Source organism: Mesorhizobium helmanticense (assembly GCF_003034915.1).
In the GTDB taxonomy this organism is placed as follows: domain Bacteria; phylum Pseudomonadota; class Alphaproteobacteria; order Rhizobiales; family Rhizobiaceae; genus Mesorhizobium; species Mesorhizobium helmanticense.
Genome location: NZ_PZJX01000058.1, coordinates 12,259 through 28,912, shown reverse-complemented (window position 1 = coordinate 28,912; position 16,654 = coordinate 12,259). Strand labels below are relative to the sequence as shown.

Genomic DNA, 16,654 nt, shown 5'->3' with positions numbered 1-16,654 from the left:
TTAAACTCCTGAGAGCCGCCTTATCCGCGGCTCTTTTTTTGTCCCAACTTCTGCCCCCACCGCGCCGTTAACCGTTTGTTAAACATGTGCTTGCCTTCATCGGCCCCGAAGCGCATTTTCAAGCCTCAGTTGATAGGGTGCGGCGTGACGGCAAGGAAGCCGAATCGGCCGGCTGTGAGGCAAGTGCTGGGGTATCGATGAACGAGACTTCGATGGGAAACGCGAAAACCATCAAACTGGCTGAGCGCCGGGTTTTCTCCCAATCCTTCAAGCCGCTCTACCAGGAAGGGATGGGCCTGGTCGAACAGGCGGCCGAATATCTGGACGGCAAGGGCCGGGCCGAGGCGAAGAAGCTTTCGAGATTGGCGGCGACGCTTTATGCGGCCGAATCAATGCGGCTGACCACCAGGCTGATGCAGGTTGCCTCCTGGCTGCTTTTGCAACGGGCGGCCAATTCCGGCGAGATGACGCGCGATCAGGTGGCTTCCGAAAAATCCAAGGTACGTCTCGACACCGCCTCTGCCCATGATGAAGCGACAGGCTGGGCCGAACTGCCCAAGGATTTTGTCGACCTCGTCAATCGTTCGCTGCGCCTGCAGGCGCTGGTGCGCCGCATGGACGAGGAAGTCTATGGCAGCGCGATGGCCGACATGCCGCCGGCAAGCCGCCGCGTCAATCCGGTTTCCGACCAGATTACGCTGCTCAACACGGCTTTTGCCCGCGGCTAAGAGACTGTTTGGAAACTCTACTCCGGCGGCCATCTGGCGGCGTTTTCTGCGCTTCCTGCAGCGCCGCGCGTCCTTTTGGACGCGCAAAGGACGCTGCAGCACTTTTGATTTTGCGGATGATCCTTTCCGAAAATCTTTCCGATTTTCGGGGTCATGCGCAGGCTCACGGACCCAAATGTCCGCTGCGCTCCGGCCTACGCCGGCCGAAGCACTCATGAGCGCCTCGCCCTATGAAGGCTACGGCCGGCGTAGGCCGGTTCTCGAAACCACCACCATATGACTCGCCAGAGCGAATTTCGAAACGGTCTCTTCGTGGCTCCCCTGGACGAAAGCCAGAGCCTGTTTCTGGTTTGTTCACATTTCGCTGGCGCCGCTTGCCGCCGTGGGTAAACTTGGCGGATGGGGGAAGCGATTCGCATCATCGGTATCGATCCGGGGCTGAGGCGCACCGGCTGGGGCATCGTCGAGAGCCTCGGCAATTCGCTGCGCTTCGTCGCCTCCGGCACTGTGCGTTCCGACGACAAGGCGGCGCTGGCGACGCGGCTCTGCCAATTGCATGACGGGCTGACTGAAATCCTGCATTCCGCCATGCCGCATGAGGCGGCGGTCGAGCAGACCTTCGTCAACAAGGACGCTGCAGCCACGCTGAAGCTTGGCCAGGCGCGCGGCATAGCCATGCTGGTGCCGGCGCGTGCGGGGCTTGTGGTCGCGGAATATGCGCCCAACGCGGTGAAGAAAGCGGTGATCGGCGTCGGCCATGGCGACAAGAAGCAGATCCATATGATGGTCAAGGTGCTGATGCCGAAGGCGGTCTTCGACACCGACGATGCCGCCGACGCGCTGGCCATCGCCATCTGCCACGCGCATCACCGGCAGAGCGTCGCCTATCGGTTGGCGCTGGCTGGACAGGTTTGTTCTTGACTTGTTCTCCGCCCGGCAATAAGTAATACCTGTGAGGTATTACCATGCGCGTGACAACCAAAGGGCAAGTGACCATTCCCAAGGAAATACGGGACCATCTGGGTATCGGCCCGGGCTCCGAGGTTGAGTTCGTGGCTGACGCCAATGGCGCCCGGGTCGTGGCCGTCAACGAAGACATTTCCGAGGAAGAGGCATCTCATCGGTTCAGCCAGGCGCTCGATCGGCTGGCCGGGACACTGGATTTGGGTGGCATGACAACGGACGAGTATATGGAGTGGCTGAGGGGCTCCCGTGAAGATCTCGACGTTGGTTGACACAAATGTCCTGATCGACGTCTGGGGGCCGGACGGGCGGCAGACCAAATGGTCGGCATCAGTGCTGGCCGCGTGCCGGCGCGACGGTGCCTTGGTGATCAACACGATCGTCTGGTCGGAACTTGCACCGCTGACGACGGAAGCGGCTCTTCGCAGAGCTGTTGAAACGCTCAAGATGGATCGCGAACTCCTGCCCTGGGACGCGGCGTTCCTTGCTGGCATCGCTCACGCCCAATACCGTCGCGCCGGCGGTCTTCGCGAACGAACCCTGCCCGATTTCTTCATTGGAGCCCACGCGGCCGTAGCCGGACATCGTCTGCTGACGCGCGATGCCGTGCGCTACCGAAGCTACTTTCCGGACCTCGATATCATCTCTCCGGAAACCCACCCATGAGGGCTCTGATATGATCGGCAAGCTCAAATGATCGGCAAGCTCAGGGGCACCGTGGATGAGGTCGAGGAGGATTTCTGCCTCGTCGACGTGCATGGCGTCGGCTATGTCGCCTACTGTTCGGCGCGCACGCTGGCGGCGTTGCCCGCGCCTGGCGAGGCGGTGGTCCTGTTCATCGAGACCTATGTGCGCGAGGACATGATCAGGCTCTACGGCTTCCAGTCGGTGCTGGAACGCGAATGGTTCCGGCTCCTGTTGAACAATGTGCAGGGCGTCGGCGCCAAGGTGGCGCTGGCGGTGCTGTCGACGATGGCGCCGGCCGACCTCGCCAATGCGATTGCGCTGCGCGACATCGCCATGGTCAGTCGCGCGCCGGGCGTAGGCAAGAAGGTGGCCGAGCGCATCGTCACCGAATTGAAGAACAAGGCGCCGGCCTATGCCGGTTCTGCTTCTGGCACCATCGGCCTGAAGCAGGAGTTGGGCGAGGGGGTGGCGCCGGCGCCGATTACCGACGCCGTCTCGGCGCTGGTCAATCTCGGCTATTCGCGCGACATCGCCGCCAATGCGGTTGCCGCGGCGCTGAAGGCGGCGGGCGGGGACGCGGATGCGTCCAAGCTCATCCGTTTCGGGCTGAAGGAACTGGCTCGGTGAGACCTCGCTTGTCCGGTTGCCTGCCATATGCAAGGAAGGCGGGATGAGCCTTTCGCCCCGCCTCATTGCTCCCGACAAGCGCGGCGAAGACGCCGAGCAGACCTTGCGTCCGCAGACGCTTGGCGAGTTTGTCGGCCAGGCGGCGGTGCGGGCCAATCTCAAGGTCTTCGTCGACGCCGCCAAGGGGCGCGGCGAGGCGCTCGACCATGTGCTGTTCGTCGGGCCGCCCGGCCTCGGCAAGACGACGCTGGCGCAGATCATGGCGCGCGAGCTCGGCGTCAATTTCCGCTCGACCTCTGGCCCGGTCATCGCCAAGGCCGGCGATCTGGCGGCACTGCTCACCAATCTCGAAGATCGCGATGTGCTGTTCATCGACGAAATCCACCGGCTCAATCCGGCGGTCGAGGAAATCCTCTATCCGGCGATGGAGGATTTCCAGCTCGACCTGATCATCGGCGAGGGGCCGGCGGCGCGCTCGGTCAAGATCGACCTTGCCCGCTTCACCCTCGTTGCCGCCACGACACGGCTTGGGCTTCTCACCAATCCACTGCGCGACCGCTTCGGCATTCCGGTGCGGCTCAATTTCTACTCGGTCGAGGAGCTTGAACAGATCGTGCGGCGCGGCGCCCGCATCCTTTCAATGCCACTCGGCGACGACGGCGCGCTGGAGATCGCGCGGCGGGCTCGCGGCACGCCGCGCATCGCCGGCCGGCTCTTGCGCCGCGTGCGCGATTTTGCATCGGTCGCCGGTGACGGCCACGTCGACCGCCGGATCGCCGACGAGGCGCTGACGCGACTTGAGGTCGATGCGCTTGGCCTCGACGCGCTCGACCGCCGGTATCTCTCGATGATCGCCAGGAATTTCGGCGGCGGGCCGGTCGGCATCGAGACGATCGCGGCCGGGCTTTCCGAGCCGCGCGACGCCATCGAGGACATCATCGAGCCCTATCTGATCCAGCAGGGTTTTATCCAGCGCACGCCCCGCGGCCGCGTGCTGACGGCCAATGCCTGGCGCCATCTCGGCCTCGATGCGCCAAAGGACTTGGCGCAGCAGCAGATCAGCCTGTTCCAGGAAGAGCAGTAGGTTCTCGGCTTTCCTGCGCGGTTCTTGCGCAAAATCTCCTCATCTCGGCCAGCGTGCCGGCGCAATTCCGGGATTTAACGCAAGCCTCCCCTGTGGGACCGCCGGTCCCTGGAACAGCCGGAGCTGACCGATGATCTCCAGACGTGGTTTCCTGCGCCTCGTCGGTGGCTCGTTCTTTTCGATGGTGTCGCTCGGCGCCTATGCGGTCGGCATCGAGCCGATGCTTTTGACCCATGTGACGCGTTACTCGTTGACGCCGCCAAACTGGCCGGCAGGCTTGCGGCTCCGCATTGTCGCTCTTGCCGACATTCATGCCTGCCGCCCTTGGATGACGCCCGAAAGGATCGCTTCGCTTGTCAGGGATGCGAATGCTTTGCAGCCGGACCTCATCGTGCTGCTTGGCGACTATACAGCCAGCATGCGTCTGGTGACGGATGGTGTGCCGGCATCGGAATGGGCGCAGGCGCTTTCCGGGCTGAAGGCACCGCTCGGCGTCCTCTCGATCCTCGGCAATCACGACTGGTGGTCGGACCCTGAAGCACAGAAGGCGGGCGCCGGACCGGTCGTGGCACGCAGGGCGCTCGAACATGTCGGCATTCCGGTTCTGGAGAACGATGTCGTGCGCCTGGAAAAGGACGGACACGGCTTTTGGATCGCCGGGTTGGCGGACCAACTCGCCTTCCTTCCAAGCCAGGATCACGATGGATTCAAGGGATTGGACGATCTCGATGGCACGCTTGCCAAGGCGAGCGACGGCGCGCCCGTCATCCTGCTGGCGCATGAGCCGGATATCTTTCCTAAGGTGCCGCGGCGCGTTTCGCTCACGCTTTGCGGCCATACCCATGGCGGGCAGGTGCGGCTGTTCGGTTATTCCCCGGTCGTGCCGTCGCGGTTCGGCAACCGCTTCGCCTATGGCCATGTGGTGGAGGAGAACCGCAACCTGATCGTGTCCGGCGGGCTCGGCTTCAGCATCCTGCCGGTGCGTTTCGGGATGCGCCCGGAGATTCTTTCGATCGAACTGGGTCCAGCATGAAGGCCTTCAATGGAGCGACTTGATCGCTTCCATCACATTCGGCTCGGCTTTCTCTCCGTTGAAAGCGTCGACGATGCCGAAGGCGCCGCCATAGCTCCACACCGACCATGAAAAGCCATGCGCTTCAGCGCGCGCGATCATGTCCTTGACGTAAGCGGCGCGATATTGGCCCAGCATGACATAGGCATTGCCGTATTCCTGGCGGATCATGCCGAATTCGCCGAGCGTGATGTTTTCGGGTTTTATCCCATTGGCCTTTGCCCAGGCTTCGACAGTCTTGAACGGCGCATCCATGACATTAAGCAGCTTTTCGTCCGTGTCCATGCTGGCGACTTGTTCATCAAGGTAGGCGAGTAGGCCGTTCCGCCGCGCCCATGGCGCCTCGGCCTTGATCCTGGCGCGGATCGTGTCGAGCGTCACGTCGAGCTTGGCACGCGGCACGGCGGTCAGCGGATAGGGCAGGCCGGTGACATAGGGGATGAAATCGCCGGCCCAGGTCGCGCCCTGATGGGTGAGCAGGAACGGATCGTAGGAGTGAAAGGTCCAGATGACGTTGTCGTCGGGGATCGCCTTCGGATCGATCCTGGCCAGCGATGCCGCATTGGCGTAGCAGGCGCCGGTCAGGATCAGGGTCAGCTTCGTCGCCGACGCACGCGCCGCCGCGAACAGTTTCCGCTGACGCTCCGGCCACAGGCTGGTGCCGTCGCTGTCGCAGTCGACGATCGGCTCGTTCATCGGCTCGAAGGCGACCTTCGTCGGGTCTTCCGCCGCCAGTGTGCGCGCCATCTTGCGCACCATTTCGACATAGGCGTCGAAGGTCTTGGGATCGTCCATCACCTGGCCCATGCCGATCTTGCGGCTGCCACCGGCCGGGATCAGGTGCATGTCGACGATTACTTTCAAGCCGGCGCGATTGACCATGCGCACCGCTGCCAGCACGCTGGCATAGAGGTCGTCGCGCAGCGCCAGCGTCTCGCCGGACAAGAACGGCGACGGGTCGACCGGCATGCGCAGGAAATCGAAACCGGCGCTCTTCAGCGCCTTGATGTCATCCTCGTTGAGAAATTTTCGCCATTCCGGATAAGGCAATATGGTCTGCCGGTCGCCCCATTTGTCCTCGCCCGGCCATGTCGTCCACTGGTCGAGGTTGAGGCCTCGCTTCATCGAAAAGCTTGCAGCCTGGCCGGGCAGCGCCAACGCGACGAGCATTAGCAGCCCTGCCATCAAGGTCTTGATCATCGCCGTCAACAGTGCCATCGGGTTCTTGCGCCAAGCTAATGCGTGTCGCCCAAAAGTGTGTAGCGGTTTTGGGGCAACGGCACGCACGGAAACAACTACCTGAAGCGCGCCGCGCTTTAGGTGCCCGGTCAGGGCCGAAAAGGAAAGCGCGATGGACGATCATGGTGAATCGGCGGCGATGTCCGCAGGGCTTTCGGGCGCGCTGACCGAGTTCGGCCACCGGCTGATGGCGCGGGTCTATTACGCCGACACCGATTTCTCCGGCGTCGTCTACCACGCGCGCTACCTCGAGTTCTTCGAGCGCGGCCGTTCCGATTATCTCAGGCTTGCCGGCGTCCACCACACCGAGCTCGCCGAGGGCAAGCATGGCGAACGGATCGTGTGGGTGGTGCGGCGCATGGAGATCGATTTCCGCTCGCCGGCCCGCATGGACGACATCCTGACCATCGATACGCGCACCGAGGAGATTTCCGGCGCGCGCATCTTCATGGGGCAGCAACTGAAGCGCGGCGACGATGTGCTGGTCGAGGCGCGGGTCGAAGCAGCGATCATCGGCGAGAACGGCCGGCCGCGCCGCTTCCCGAAGGAATGGGTGGCCGCGTTCATGCCGCGAGCCGCTGGCTAGAACTCTCTTCCTGGCACGAGGGAAGGCCCTGGTAGATCCGGCGGTTGGCGCCGGAGGCGCGGCAATGCGCCGCGCTATGCGTCCTAACCCATCCTTAACCATAACGGTTCATGAAGAGATTGGTGAAGATTGGAAGAATCCACGCGCCTTCCTTTCACCAATATTTGCCCCGAAAAGGCCGCCAACGGTGCATTTGGGGTTGTTCCGCGAGCTTTGCGCGCACGGACCACAAGGGATGCCCATGGGCCAGCCGTCAGCGATGCCCGGAAAATTCTTAAGGACGTAACCATGGAAAACATCGCACTCGCCGAACCGGGCGCGCATTTGTCGATTTGGGCGCTGTTCATGCAGGCCGGCTGGGTGGTCAAGCTGGTCATGATCGGCCTGCTCTGCGCATCGATCTGGACCTGGGCGATCATCGTCGACAAGCTCGTCGCCTATGCCCGTATGCGGCTGGCGCTCAACCGCTTCGAGCAGGTGTTCTGGTCGGGACAGTCGCTGGAGGAGCTCTACCGCACGCTCGCCGACCGCAAAACCACCGGCATGGGCGCGATCTTCGTCGCCGCCATGCGCGAATGGAAGAAGAGCTTCGAGAAGGGCGCCAAATCGCCGCTCGGCCTGCAGACCCGCATCGACAAGGCGATGGACCTGGCGCTGACCCGCGAGATGGAGCGGCTGGAAGGCCGCCTCGGCTTCCTCGCCACGACAGGCTCGGCCGCACCCTTCATCGGCCTGTTCGGCACGGTCATCGGCATCATGACGTCGTTCCAGGCGATCGCCGCCTCGAAGAACACCAGCCTCTCGGTGGTGGCCCCCGGTATTGCCGAAGCGCTGCTGGCTACCGCAATCGGCCTGCTGGCGGCAATCCCCGCCGTCATCGCCTACAACAAGCTGTCATCGGACGCGAACAAGATCGCCGTGCGCATGGAGGGCTTCGCCGACGAGTTCTCCGCCATACTCTCGCGCCAAATCGATGAAAAAGTAGCGCCCAAGGCCTGAGGAGTGACGAGATGGGTATGTCCGTAGGCATGGCGGGACGCGGCGGGCGCGGCCACAGGCGGCGTGGCCGCCATCATGCGCTGATATCGGAAATCAACGTCACGCCGATGGTCGACGTGATGCTGGTGCTGTTGATCATCTTCATGGTCGCAGCGCCCTTGCTGACGGTCGGCGTGCCGATCGACCTGCCGGACACGCAGGCCAAGGCGATGAATGTCGATACGCAGCCGATCACCGTTTCGATCAACTCCACCGGCCAGATCTATCTCCAGGAAACCGAGATCCCGATCGAGGAACTGGTGGCGAAGCTGCAGGCGATCTCGAAGACCGGCTACGACGAACGCATCTTCATCCGCGGCGACAAGTCGACGGACTATGGCACCGCGATGAAGGTGATGGCTCGTATTTCGGCCGCCGGCTACAAGAATATCGGCCTGGTTTCGCTGCAGGAACAGGATCAATAACGCCAAGATGAGGACCGGCCTCACCACATCGGTGATCTTGCATACGGTGGCGCTGGCCTTCGGCCTCTTCACCTTGTCATCACCGCCCGCGATGCCCGCCTCCGATGTGGAATCGGTGGCGGTCGACATCGTGCCGATGGAAGAGATGGCTCAGGTTCTGCAGGGCGACAAGAAAGCGGTGATGCACGAGAAGCCGGCGCCGACGCCGACCAAGCGACCGGATATCGTGCCCGATGCCCAGAAGGTCGGCGAAAACAGCGTCGATACCGACAAGCCGATAACGGACGAAGCCAAGCCCAAGCCTGTCGATCTGGCGGAAGCACCACCGCCTGCGCCGACGCCAGTCGAAAAGCCCAGGCCCGAGGACGTGCCGAAGCCGAAGGAACAGCCGAAGCCGGTTCCGGCGACGGAGGTGGCGCCGGTGCCGCAGCCGAAGGAAGAGGTCAAGCCCGAGCCGGTCAAGCAGGCGGAGCCCAAGCCGACACCGGCCAAGGAGCCGCCCCCGGCCCCGCCGCAGGACAAGACCGCCGCGATCGAGCCGAAACCCGAGGTCAAGCCCGATGCCGTGGCCGAGGCGATTGCCCAGGAGCCGCCGACCGAGACGACGCAGCTGCCGGATTCAGCGCCGGCGCCTCAAGCTCGCCCGAAGCCGCAGCCAGCCCAGGCCGAAAGCGCCAAGGCGCCGGACCGCAAAGATGCCGACAAGCCGGTCAAGGAAGCCTCGTCCAAGCCGAAATCGGACGACAAGCAATTCAATGCCGATGAAATATCCGCGCTGCTCGACAAGCAGAAGCCGTCGGGCGGCGGCGCCAAGCGCTCGACCCAGCAGTCCTCGCTCGGCGGCGAAAAGGACCAGGGCCAGAAGCTCTCCAGGTCGGAGCAGGGAGCATTGGAGTCTCAACTCGGCGGTTGCTGGACCCTTCCGGTCGGGCTTGAGGGTTCGGAGAATTTCGTCGTCGTGGTCCGGTTCAATCTGGACGCCTCCGGCAAGCTGACCGGCCGGCCGGCCGTCGAAAAATCGAGCGGCAACCGACCGTTCGACGAAAGTGCCGTGCGCGCGGTTCAGAAATGCGATGTGGCGGGCCTGCAAGTTCCGGCCGGCAAGCAGGATATCTGGTCCGACATCCGGGTCACGTTCGACCCAAGGGAGATGCTTGGCCTCTAGGCCACGGCGTCCACACAATCAAGGAAGAGAAGCGAGAAGATATGAAATCCATTCTCAAGCCGCTCCTGACGATCGCAGCGATGGCGCTGGGCATGACCGCTGCCGCCACCTTGCCCGCGTATGCGCTGGTTGAGCTCAACGTCAACAAGGGCAATGTCGAGCCGCTGCCGATCGCCATCACCGATTTCCAGGGTGGCGATGCGCTGGGTGCGGAGATTTCCGGCATCGTCAGCGCCGATCTGAAACGCTCCGGCCTGTTCGCGCCGATCGACAAGAGTGCCTTCATTGAGAAGATCTCCAGTCCGGATGCGACACCGCGCTTTGACGACTGGAAGGTGATCAATGCGCAGGCGCTGGTTACTGGCAGCGTTACCAAGGAAGCCGACGGCCGCATCCGCGCCCAATACCGGCTTTGGGACACTTTCGCCGGCCAGCAGATGTCGGGCGAACAGTTCTTTGCCAACGATGCCAATCAGCGGCGCGTGGCTCATATCATCGCCGACGCCATCTATGAGCGGCTGACCGGCGAGAAGGGCTATTTCGACACACGCGTCGTCTTCATCGACGAATCCGGCGCCAAGAACGCGCGCAAGAAGCGGCTCGCCATCATGGACCAGGATGGCGCCAACGTCCGCTATCTCTCGAACGGCAAGTCTATCGTGCTGACCCCGCGTTTCTCGCCGAACCGGCAGGAAATCACCTACATGTCGTACGAGAGCGGCCAGCCGAAGGTCTATCTCCTGCAGATCGAGACCGGGCAGCGCGAACTGGTCGGCAACTTCCCCGGCATGACCTTTGCGCCGCGCTTTTCGCCCGACGGCCAGAAGGTGATCATGAGCCTGCTGCGCGACGACGGCAATTCCAACATCTTCGCCATGGATCTGCGAAGCCGCTCGACCACTAGGCTGACCAATTCGACGGCCATAGACACCTCACCATCCTATTCGCCCGACGGCAGCCAGGTCGTATTCACCTCGGACCGCGGCGGCCGCGCGCAGATCTATGTGATGGGCGCCGACGGCTCGGGCCAGACCCGTATCTCCTTTGGCGACGGCGTCTATTCGACGCCGGTGTGGTCGCCGCGCGGCGACCTCATCGCCTTCACCAAGCAGACCGGCGGCGAATTCCAGATCGGCGTCATGAAGACTGACGGTTCGGGCGAGCGGATTCTCTCCTCCGGCTTCCAGCAGGAGGGGCCGACCTGGGCGCCGAATGGCCGCGTGCTGATGTTCTTCCGCGATTCGGCCGGGGGGCCGAAGCTGATTTCTGTCGATCTCACCGGTCGCAACGAACAGTCGATCCCGACGGCGAACTTCGCATCTGACCCGGCTTGGTCGCCGCTGCTGGAGTAAACCAAAGCGTTTTTTTGGCCGGCCTCGCTTCGTTGCAACTTGGCAACAGTATCTCAAAAGCCCCGATTTGGGGCTTTTTTCACGTCAAAGACGCCTTTTGGCCGCATTTCCGCCTACGGTCCGCGACCACTGTGGCGCTCGGTCATTTTGGCTGCGGACGGGGCGGCCGAAACCAAATTTTAACCGTGTTTCTTGAATGCCGGTTAACCCAAACGTGGTTACTGGGTGATCAACGAAATCACTCGAAATGCGAAGGAGAGGCGGCATGAGCCGTATCGCAAGACTTACCACAAACCCGGTGATGATCGCGCTTGTCGCGATGCTCGCCATCACCGGTTGCGCCTCGAAGAAGACCCCGAACAGTGCCGCCGACCTTGGCCTCAACGGCGCAGGTGCTGCCACACCCGGATCGGCCCAGGACTTTACCGTCAACATCGGCGACCGCATCTTCTTCGATACGGATTCGTCCTCGATCCGCGCCGACGCGCAGACGACGCTGTCGCGCCAGGCGCAGTGGCTGAACCAGTACAAGCAGTATGCCATCGTTGTCGAAGGCCATGCCGACGAGCGCGGCACGCGCGAATACAATCTGGCGCTCGGCGCCCGCCGCGCCGCAGCCACCCGCGACTTCCTCGTCGCCCGGGGCGTTTCGGCCAGCCGCCTGAAGACAATCTCCTACGGCAAGGAGCGTCCGGTCGCGGTCTGCGACGACATCTCCTGCTGGTCGCAGAACCGCCGCGCCGTCACCACGCTTGGCGGCGGTGCGGGCTCCTAGGTTCAAAAGGGCTAAACCGTCGTTCACGTCCAAGGACAGGCGGCGCTGTAGTCGGCAGAAATGCCACATGTCGATGCGAAAGGGCGGCCATCTGGCCGCCTTTTTCATATGTGACCTCCTGAAACAAAATTTGGCCGAAGTCTCACGCCCTGCTATGAGCCGAGGGCGCTTGGTCCCACTCCGACCGCAGGGCGCAAAAGGCTAACGATTTTCACGGCGAGAGGCACATGCATTTCAGATCGGTCTTGAGCGGCACGCTTGCGCTGCTGCTCGTATCAAGCGTCGCCGCATTTGCTAGCGGTACCGGGGCAAGCAGCACCGGGCAGCCAGCAGACAGCGGGTTTTCCTTCCACCTGCCAACGTTGGGTATTTTTGGCCAGAAAGAGAAGGCGGACCAACAGCAGGTCGCGCAACAGGACGGCGCCGGAGTCACCGGCCTGGAAGACCAGCTCCGGCAGATGAACGGCAAGATCGAGGAACTCAATTTCCAGATCCTGCAGATGCAGGAACAGATCCGCAAGCAGCAGGAAGACAACGAATTCCGCTTCCAGCAGTTGGAAGGCGGTTCGCAGGGCGCGCAGCAGCCGCCCGAGCAGAAGAAGTCGGAAGCCGCTCCTCAGGATAACAACACCGACAGCAGCGTCGCCGAGGCTCCGGCGACGCAGGCACCGGCCGACGCGGCTACACCACCCGCCGGTGGCCAGAGCGCCGGAGAGGTCATCGTCGAATCGCCCACAGGCGATCCCGGCAAGGTAGTGACCGGCGCACCGCCGAAGACATTCGGCACCATCACCGTCGACAAGAACGGCAATGTGGTCAACGCCGACGGCACCACGCAGGCGACGGCTCCGGCAGAGTCTACCGCACCGGCCACCGGCGCCCCGGCCGCCAGCGCAAATACCGGCAAGGCCGATGGCACGGTGGTCGCGGCGCTGCCTTCGACCAATGACCCGGAGGAGCTCTACCGCAACTCCTACCAGTTCATCCTGTCTGGCGACTACAGCACCGCCGAACAGGGGTTTCGCGATCATATCGCTCGTTTCCCCAAGGACGCCAAGGCGGCGGACGCGCATTACTGGCTGGGTGAATCGCTGCTCGGACAGCAGAAATACCGCGACGCGGCCGAGACGTTCCTCGCCGCCAGCAAGGACTATCCGAAGGCCAAGAAGGCGCCGGACATGCTGCTGAAGCTCGGCGTGTCGCTGGTCGGGTTGAACCAGCGCGACGTGGCCTGCGCCACCTTCGGTGAAATCGGCAAGCGTTATCCCGGCATCTCGGGTGCGCTCAAGGAACGCGTCAAGCAGGAAAGGGCGCTGGCGGCGTGCTAGTTTTTCTCTTGCATGTGGTTGCCCCGGCTCCGCTTTTGGGCGACATGCATTGATGCTCGAAACCGAGCCTGATCTTTCGGAACGCCTTTTTTCTGAGATCGATTTTACCAACGGCGCTGTTGCAGCCGTGTCCGGCGGCAGCGATTCGACCGCCCTCCTTCTGCTCCTCAAAGACCATCTCGACCGTACCGCACCCGCAACGAAACTGCTGGCGGTGACGATCGATCACGGCCTGCGACCGGATGCGGCGAGTGAGGCGCGATCCGTGGCCGGCGTCTGCGCGGAACGCGGCATTGCCCATCGGATCCTGGCCTGGTCTGGGCCTAAGCCTTCGACCGGCCTGCCCGCCGCCGCGCGCGAGGCACGCTATCGGCTGCTGGCCGAGGCCGCCGAGGGGGAAGGCATTGGCCTGATCCTGACCGGGCACACGGCCGACGACCAGGCCGAGACCGTGCTGATGCGACAAGCACGTGACGAGGAGGAAGGACGAGGCCTTGCCGGTATGGCGCCGGCTACCCTCTATGATTGGCAAATCTGGATCGTAAGGCCGCTGCTCGGTACACGGCGGGGGGTCCTGCGCGAAATCCTGCGGCGCGCAAATGTCGGCTGGGCCGAAGATCCTACCAATGAGGACGATGCTTTCGAGCGGCCTCGCATCCGCGCAGCGCTCTCGGCCGCGGACGGCGGACAGCGCATGGGCAACGCGCTAGCGCTGGCCGGCCGCGCGGCCACCGAGCGCGAAGAGCTTGGCCGTCGGGCGGCCGCGCTGATCCGCAGTCACGCCTCCCAGCCGGCCGATGGTCTCATCCGCCTCGATCCGCACCTTATGGCATCCGGCGACAACCAGGCTGCCGTCTATGCATTGCGCATCCTGCTGGCGACCGTCGGCGGCGTTGGCTTCCTGCCCGACCAGGCCCGCAGCGAAGTCTTGTTCGACCGGCTGAGGGGCGAACTGTTTGGCGCCACCCCGTTTCGCGCCACATTGTCGCGGACGGCAGTCGACGCGCGGCGCGCCGGCATCTTCCTGCGTCGCGAAACCCGCAACCTGCCACCCGCGGCTCCAGCAGAGGAAAATGCCCTCTGGGATGGCCGCCAGCGGATCACATTGAGCGACAAATTAGACGCATCGGTGATCGCATCGCTGTCGATCGCGCCCCTCGGGACGGCCGCTGCCGCAAAGCACGCAAATGCCAGGGACGGAAAGCCACCAAGCCTCGTCCGCGCTGCGCTGGCGGCCGAACCGGCGCTGTGGTGCGGCGGCAAATGCCTTGGTTTATCGGGGAATAGCCAGGTTTCGGCCGCCGTCGCCTGCCAGCCGGTCGTTGCGCCCTTTGCCCGCTTCCTGCCGTCCTTCGACCTGGCGCCGGCCGGGGCGGTTGCCGAGCTTGTCGGCGCACCGCCTGCTCCGGCTCTGCCTTTCGGCCGCCGCAGTGCCGGTTCATGATGGGGCGAAAGCTTAACCGAGACATGCTGTTTAGCTTGGCAAGGGGAGGCGCTCTCCCTATGTTAGGCCAAAGCTTCCTCTCATGACGCGTGTCCGCCAGCGGACGCCAACGGGACAATTGATGAATCCGAATTATCGCAATCTAGCGCTCTGGGCGATCATAGCGGTCCTGCTCATCGCTCTCTTCAATCTGTTCCAGACGCCGCAGACGCGCGGCGCATCGAGCGATGTCCCCTATTCGCAGTTCCTGCAGGACGTCGCGGCGGGCCGGGTCAAGACGGTGACGATCGCGGGTGCCCGCATCTCCGGCACCTATACGGACAGCTCCACCGGCTTCCAGACCTATTCGCCGGGCGATCCGTCGCTGGTTTCAAGGCTGCAGGACAAGAACGTCACCATCAATGCGCGCCCCGAATCCGATGGCTCCAATTCGCTGTTCGGCTACCTCATCTCCTGGTTGCCAATGATCCTGATCCTTGGCGTCTGGATATTCTTCATGCGCCAGATGCAGTCGGGCTCCGGCCGCGCCATGGGCTTCGGCAAGTCTAAGGCCAAGCTTTTGACCGAGGCGCATGGCCGTGTCACGTTCCAGGATGTCGCCGGCGTCGACGAGGCCAAGGAAGATCTGGAAGAGATCGTCGAGTTCCTGCGCGATCCGCAGAAGTTCCAGCGGCTCGGTGGCAAGATTCCGCGCGGCGTGCTTTTGGTCGGCCCTCCCGGAACCGGCAAGACGCTGCTTGCCCGCTCGGTCGCCGGTGAGGCCAATGTGCCGTTCTTCACCATTTCCGGCTCGGACTTCGTCGAGATGTTCGTCGGTGTCGGCGCGAGCCGCGTGCGCGACATGTTCGACCAGGCCAAGAAGAACGCACCCTGCATCATCTTCATCGACGAAATCGACGCGGTCGGCCGCCATCGCGGCGCCGGCCTCGGCGGCGGCAACGATGAGCGCGAACAGACGCTGAACCAGTTGCTGGTCGAGATGGACGGTTTCGAATCCAACGAAAGCATTATCCTGATCGCCGCAACCAACCGCCCCGACGTGCTCGACCCGGCGCTGCTCAGGCCCGGCCGTTTCGACCGCCAGGTGGTGGTGCCGAACCCCGACATCGTCGGCCGCGAGAAGATCCTGAAGGTGCATGTGCGCAATGTGCCGCTGGCGCCCAATGTCGACCTCAAGGTGGTCGCGCGCGGCACGCCGGGCTTTTCCGGCGCCGATCTGATGAACCTTGTCAACGAATCCGCCCTGATGGCGGCGCGGCGCAACAAGCGTCTCGTCACCATGGCCGAGTTCGAGGACGCCAAGGACAAGATCATGATGGGCGCCGAGCGCCGCTCGTCGGCGATGACCCAGGCCGAGAAGGCGCTCACCGCCTATCACGAGGCCGGCCACGCCATTCTGGCGCTCAACGTGCCGTCGGCCGATCCGCTGCACAAGGCGACCATCATCCCGCGCGGCCGGGCGCTTGGCATGGTCATGCAGTTGCCGGAGGGCGACCGCTATTCGATGAGCTACAAATACATGATCTCGCGCCTTGCCATCATGATGGGCGGCCGTGTCGCCGAAGAGTTCAAGTTCGGCAAGGAAAACATCACTTCCGGCGCCTCCTCGGACATCGAGCAGGCGACTAAGCTGGCGCGCGCCATGGTTACGCGCTGGGGCTTTTCCGACAAGCTCGGCCATGTCGCCTATGGCGACAACCAGGAGGAGGTCTTCCTCGGCCACTCGGTGGCGCGTACGCAGAATGTCTCGGAAGAGACAGCGCAGATCATCGACGCCGAAGTGCGCCGGCTGATCGACGAGGCCTATTCGACGGCGAAGTCCATCCTGACCAAGAAGAAGAAGGAGTGGATCACGCTGGCTGAAGGGCTGCTGGAGTACGAGACGCTGTCCGGCGAGGAAATCAAGCAGCTTATCGCCGGCCACAAGCCGGCGCGCGACCTCGGCGACGATACGCCGCCGAGCCGTGGCTCGGCTGTGCCGAAGTCCGGCAGCCGCCGCAAGAAGGGTCCGGAGCCCGAAGGCGGCATGGAGCCTCAGCCGTCAAGCTGAGTTCGGCCAGGACATTGATTTCGAAACGCCGCGGCTGGACCGCGGCGTTTTTGCTTGGAAGGCCTTGTCGGTCGGTCAGTCGTAGCTTGAA

At 63.4% G+C, this 16,654-nt stretch carries 17 protein-coding genes; 16 read left to right on the top strand and 1 reads right to left on the bottom strand.

Annotated features, from left to right (window positions below; all coding sequences use genetic code 11):
• The first annotated feature begins 197 nt into the window (after positions 1-197).
• The 7 genes from rcdA (at position 198) to C9427_RS29850 (ending at position 5,122) form a co-directional block, all read left to right on the top strand.
• Entirely contained in the window at positions 198-728 is a 531-nt protein-coding gene (gene rcdA / locus C9427_RS29880; RefSeq protein ID WP_107652628.1) for a protease adaptor protein RcdA, read from the top strand.
• A gap of 399 nt (positions 729-1,127) precedes the next feature.
• Positions 1,128-1,649, top strand: a complete 522-nt coding sequence (ruvC, locus tag C9427_RS29875; RefSeq protein WP_107652627.1) for a crossover junction endodeoxyribonuclease RuvC — start codon at positions 1,128-1,130, stop codon at positions 1,647-1,649.
• Between the two features lie 44 nt (positions 1,650-1,693).
• Positions 1,694-1,963: an AbrB/MazE/SpoVT family DNA-binding domain-containing protein gene (locus C9427_RS29870; protein ID WP_107652626.1), complete on the top strand. Its 270-nt coding sequence runs from the start codon at positions 1,694-1,696 to the stop codon at positions 1,961-1,963.
• Positions 1,941-2,357, top strand: coding sequence for a type II toxin-antitoxin system VapC family toxin (locus tag C9427_RS29865; protein WP_107652625.1), 417 nt, complete (start codon positions 1,941-1,943; stop codon positions 2,355-2,357). The genes C9427_RS29870 and C9427_RS29865 overlap by 23 nt, the downstream gene beginning before the upstream one ends.
• A gap of 27 nt (positions 2,358-2,384) precedes the next feature.
• The gene (gene ruvA, locus C9427_RS29860) at positions 2,385-3,005 is read left to right on the top strand and encodes a Holliday junction branch migration protein RuvA (protein WP_107652624.1); all 621 of its coding nucleotides are present in this window, start codon (positions 2,385-2,387) and stop codon (positions 3,003-3,005) included.
• A gap of 43 nt (positions 3,006-3,048) precedes the next feature.
• A complete protein-coding gene (ruvB, locus tag C9427_RS29855; protein WP_107652623.1) occupies positions 3,049-4,089 on the top strand; it encodes a Holliday junction branch migration DNA helicase RuvB in 1,041 nt (346 codons plus the stop codon).
• A 130-nt stretch (positions 4,090-4,219) separates the two neighbouring features.
• Positions 4,220-5,122: a metallophosphoesterase gene (locus C9427_RS29850; RefSeq protein ID WP_107652622.1), complete on the top strand. Its 903-nt coding sequence runs from the start codon at positions 4,220-4,222 to the stop codon at positions 5,120-5,122.
• Between the two features lie 6 nt (positions 5,123-5,128).
• On the opposite strand, the gene C9427_RS29845 is transcribed toward C9427_RS29850, so the two are convergent.
• Entirely contained in the window at positions 5,129-6,379 is a 1,251-nt protein-coding gene (locus C9427_RS29845; RefSeq protein ID WP_107652621.1) for a glycoside hydrolase family 5 protein, read from the bottom strand.
• Positions 6,380-6,512: 133 nt separating this feature from the next.
• Between C9427_RS29845 and ybgC the strand changes: the two genes are divergently transcribed.
• The 9 genes from ybgC (at position 6,513) to ftsH (ending at position 16,563) form a co-directional block, all read left to right on the top strand.
• On the top strand, positions 6,513-6,986 hold the full coding sequence (ybgC, locus tag C9427_RS29840; RefSeq protein ID WP_107652620.1) for a tol-pal system-associated acyl-CoA thioesterase: 474 nt from the start codon (positions 6,513-6,515) through the stop codon (positions 6,984-6,986).
• 288 nt (positions 6,987-7,274) lie between these two features.
• Positions 7,275-7,985, top strand: a complete 711-nt coding sequence (gene tolQ / locus C9427_RS29835; RefSeq protein ID WP_006327716.1) for a protein TolQ — start codon at positions 7,275-7,277, stop codon at positions 7,983-7,985.
• Between the two features lie 11 nt (positions 7,986-7,996).
• A complete protein-coding gene (gene tolR, locus C9427_RS29830; RefSeq protein WP_107652619.1) occupies positions 7,997-8,449 on the top strand; it encodes a protein TolR in 453 nt (150 codons plus the stop codon).
• A 7-nt stretch (positions 8,450-8,456) separates the two neighbouring features.
• Positions 8,457-9,614: a cell envelope integrity protein TolA gene (tolA, locus tag C9427_RS29825; RefSeq protein ID WP_107652618.1), complete on the top strand. Its 1,158-nt coding sequence runs from the start codon at positions 8,457-8,459 to the stop codon at positions 9,612-9,614.
• 41 nt (positions 9,615-9,655) lie between these two features.
• The gene (tolB, locus tag C9427_RS29820; protein WP_107652617.1) at positions 9,656-10,966 is read left to right on the top strand and encodes a Tol-Pal system beta propeller repeat protein TolB; all 1,311 of its coding nucleotides are present in this window, start codon (positions 9,656-9,658) and stop codon (positions 10,964-10,966) included.
• A gap of 265 nt (positions 10,967-11,231) precedes the next feature.
• Complete coding sequence (pal, locus tag C9427_RS29815) at positions 11,232-11,741, top strand: peptidoglycan-associated lipoprotein Pal (RefSeq protein WP_107652616.1); 510 nt, start codon at positions 11,232-11,234, stop codon at positions 11,739-11,741.
• Between the two features lie 227 nt (positions 11,742-11,968).
• Positions 11,969-13,069, top strand: coding sequence for a tol-pal system protein YbgF (gene ybgF / locus C9427_RS29810; RefSeq protein WP_107652615.1), 1,101 nt, complete (start codon positions 11,969-11,971; stop codon positions 13,067-13,069).
• 52 nt (positions 13,070-13,121) lie between these two features.
• Positions 13,122-14,513 carry a tRNA lysidine(34) synthetase TilS gene (gene tilS / locus C9427_RS29805; protein WP_107652614.1) on the top strand — a complete coding sequence of 464 codons (1,392 nt, stop codon included), beginning with the start codon at positions 13,122-13,124 and terminating at the stop codon, positions 14,511-14,513.
• Between the two features lie 121 nt (positions 14,514-14,634).
• On the top strand, positions 14,635-16,563 hold the full coding sequence (gene ftsH, locus C9427_RS29800; protein WP_107652613.1) for an ATP-dependent zinc metalloprotease FtsH: 1,929 nt from the start codon (positions 14,635-14,637) through the stop codon (positions 16,561-16,563).
• Positions 16,564-16,654: the final 91 nt, after the last annotated feature.

What these genes read in the sequence shown, in the direction of transcription:
- tolR (WP_107652619.1), top strand. Translation starts at nt 7,997, where the DNA reads ATGGGTATGTCCGTAGGCATGGCGGGACGCGGCGGGCGCGGCCACAGG.
- tolA (WP_107652618.1), top strand. Translation starts at nt 8,457, where the DNA reads ATGAGGACCGGCCTCACCACATCGGTGATCTTGCATACGGTGGCGCTG.
- ybgF (WP_107652615.1), top strand. Translation starts at nt 11,969, where the DNA reads ATGCATTTCAGATCGGTCTTGAGCGGCACGCTTGCGCTGCTGCTCGTA.
- tilS (WP_107652614.1), top strand. Translation starts at nt 13,122, where the DNA reads ATGCTCGAAACCGAGCCTGATCTTTCGGAACGCCTTTTTTCTGAGATC.
- C9427_RS29845 (WP_107652621.1), bottom strand. Translation starts at nt 6,379, where the DNA reads ATGGCACTGTTGACGGCGATGATCAAGACCTTGATGGCAGGGCTGCTA.
- ftsH (WP_107652613.1), top strand. Translation starts at nt 14,635, where the DNA reads ATGAATCCGAATTATCGCAATCTAGCGCTCTGGGCGATCATAGCGGTC.
- ruvB (WP_107652623.1), top strand. Translation starts at nt 3,049, where the DNA reads ATGAGCCTTTCGCCCCGCCTCATTGCTCCCGACAAGCGCGGCGAAGAC.
- rcdA (WP_107652628.1), top strand. Translation starts at nt 198, where the DNA reads ATGAACGAGACTTCGATGGGAAACGCGAAAACCATCAAACTGGCTGAG.
- pal (WP_107652616.1), top strand. Translation starts at nt 11,232, where the DNA reads ATGAGCCGTATCGCAAGACTTACCACAAACCCGGTGATGATCGCGCTT.
- C9427_RS29850 (WP_107652622.1), top strand. Translation starts at nt 4,220, where the DNA reads ATGATCTCCAGACGTGGTTTCCTGCGCCTCGTCGGTGGCTCGTTCTTT.
- ybgC (WP_107652620.1), top strand. Translation starts at nt 6,513, where the DNA reads ATGGACGATCATGGTGAATCGGCGGCGATGTCCGCAGGGCTTTCGGGC.
- tolQ (WP_006327716.1), top strand. Translation starts at nt 7,275, where the DNA reads ATGGAAAACATCGCACTCGCCGAACCGGGCGCGCATTTGTCGATTTGG.
- ruvC (WP_107652627.1), top strand. Translation starts at nt 1,128, where the DNA reads ATGGGGGAAGCGATTCGCATCATCGGTATCGATCCGGGGCTGAGGCGC.
- tolB (WP_107652617.1), top strand. Translation starts at nt 9,656, where the DNA reads ATGAAATCCATTCTCAAGCCGCTCCTGACGATCGCAGCGATGGCGCTG.
- C9427_RS29870 (WP_107652626.1), top strand. Translation starts at nt 1,694, where the DNA reads ATGCGCGTGACAACCAAAGGGCAAGTGACCATTCCCAAGGAAATACGG.
- ruvA (WP_107652624.1), top strand. Translation starts at nt 2,385, where the DNA reads ATGATCGGCAAGCTCAGGGGCACCGTGGATGAGGTCGAGGAGGATTTC.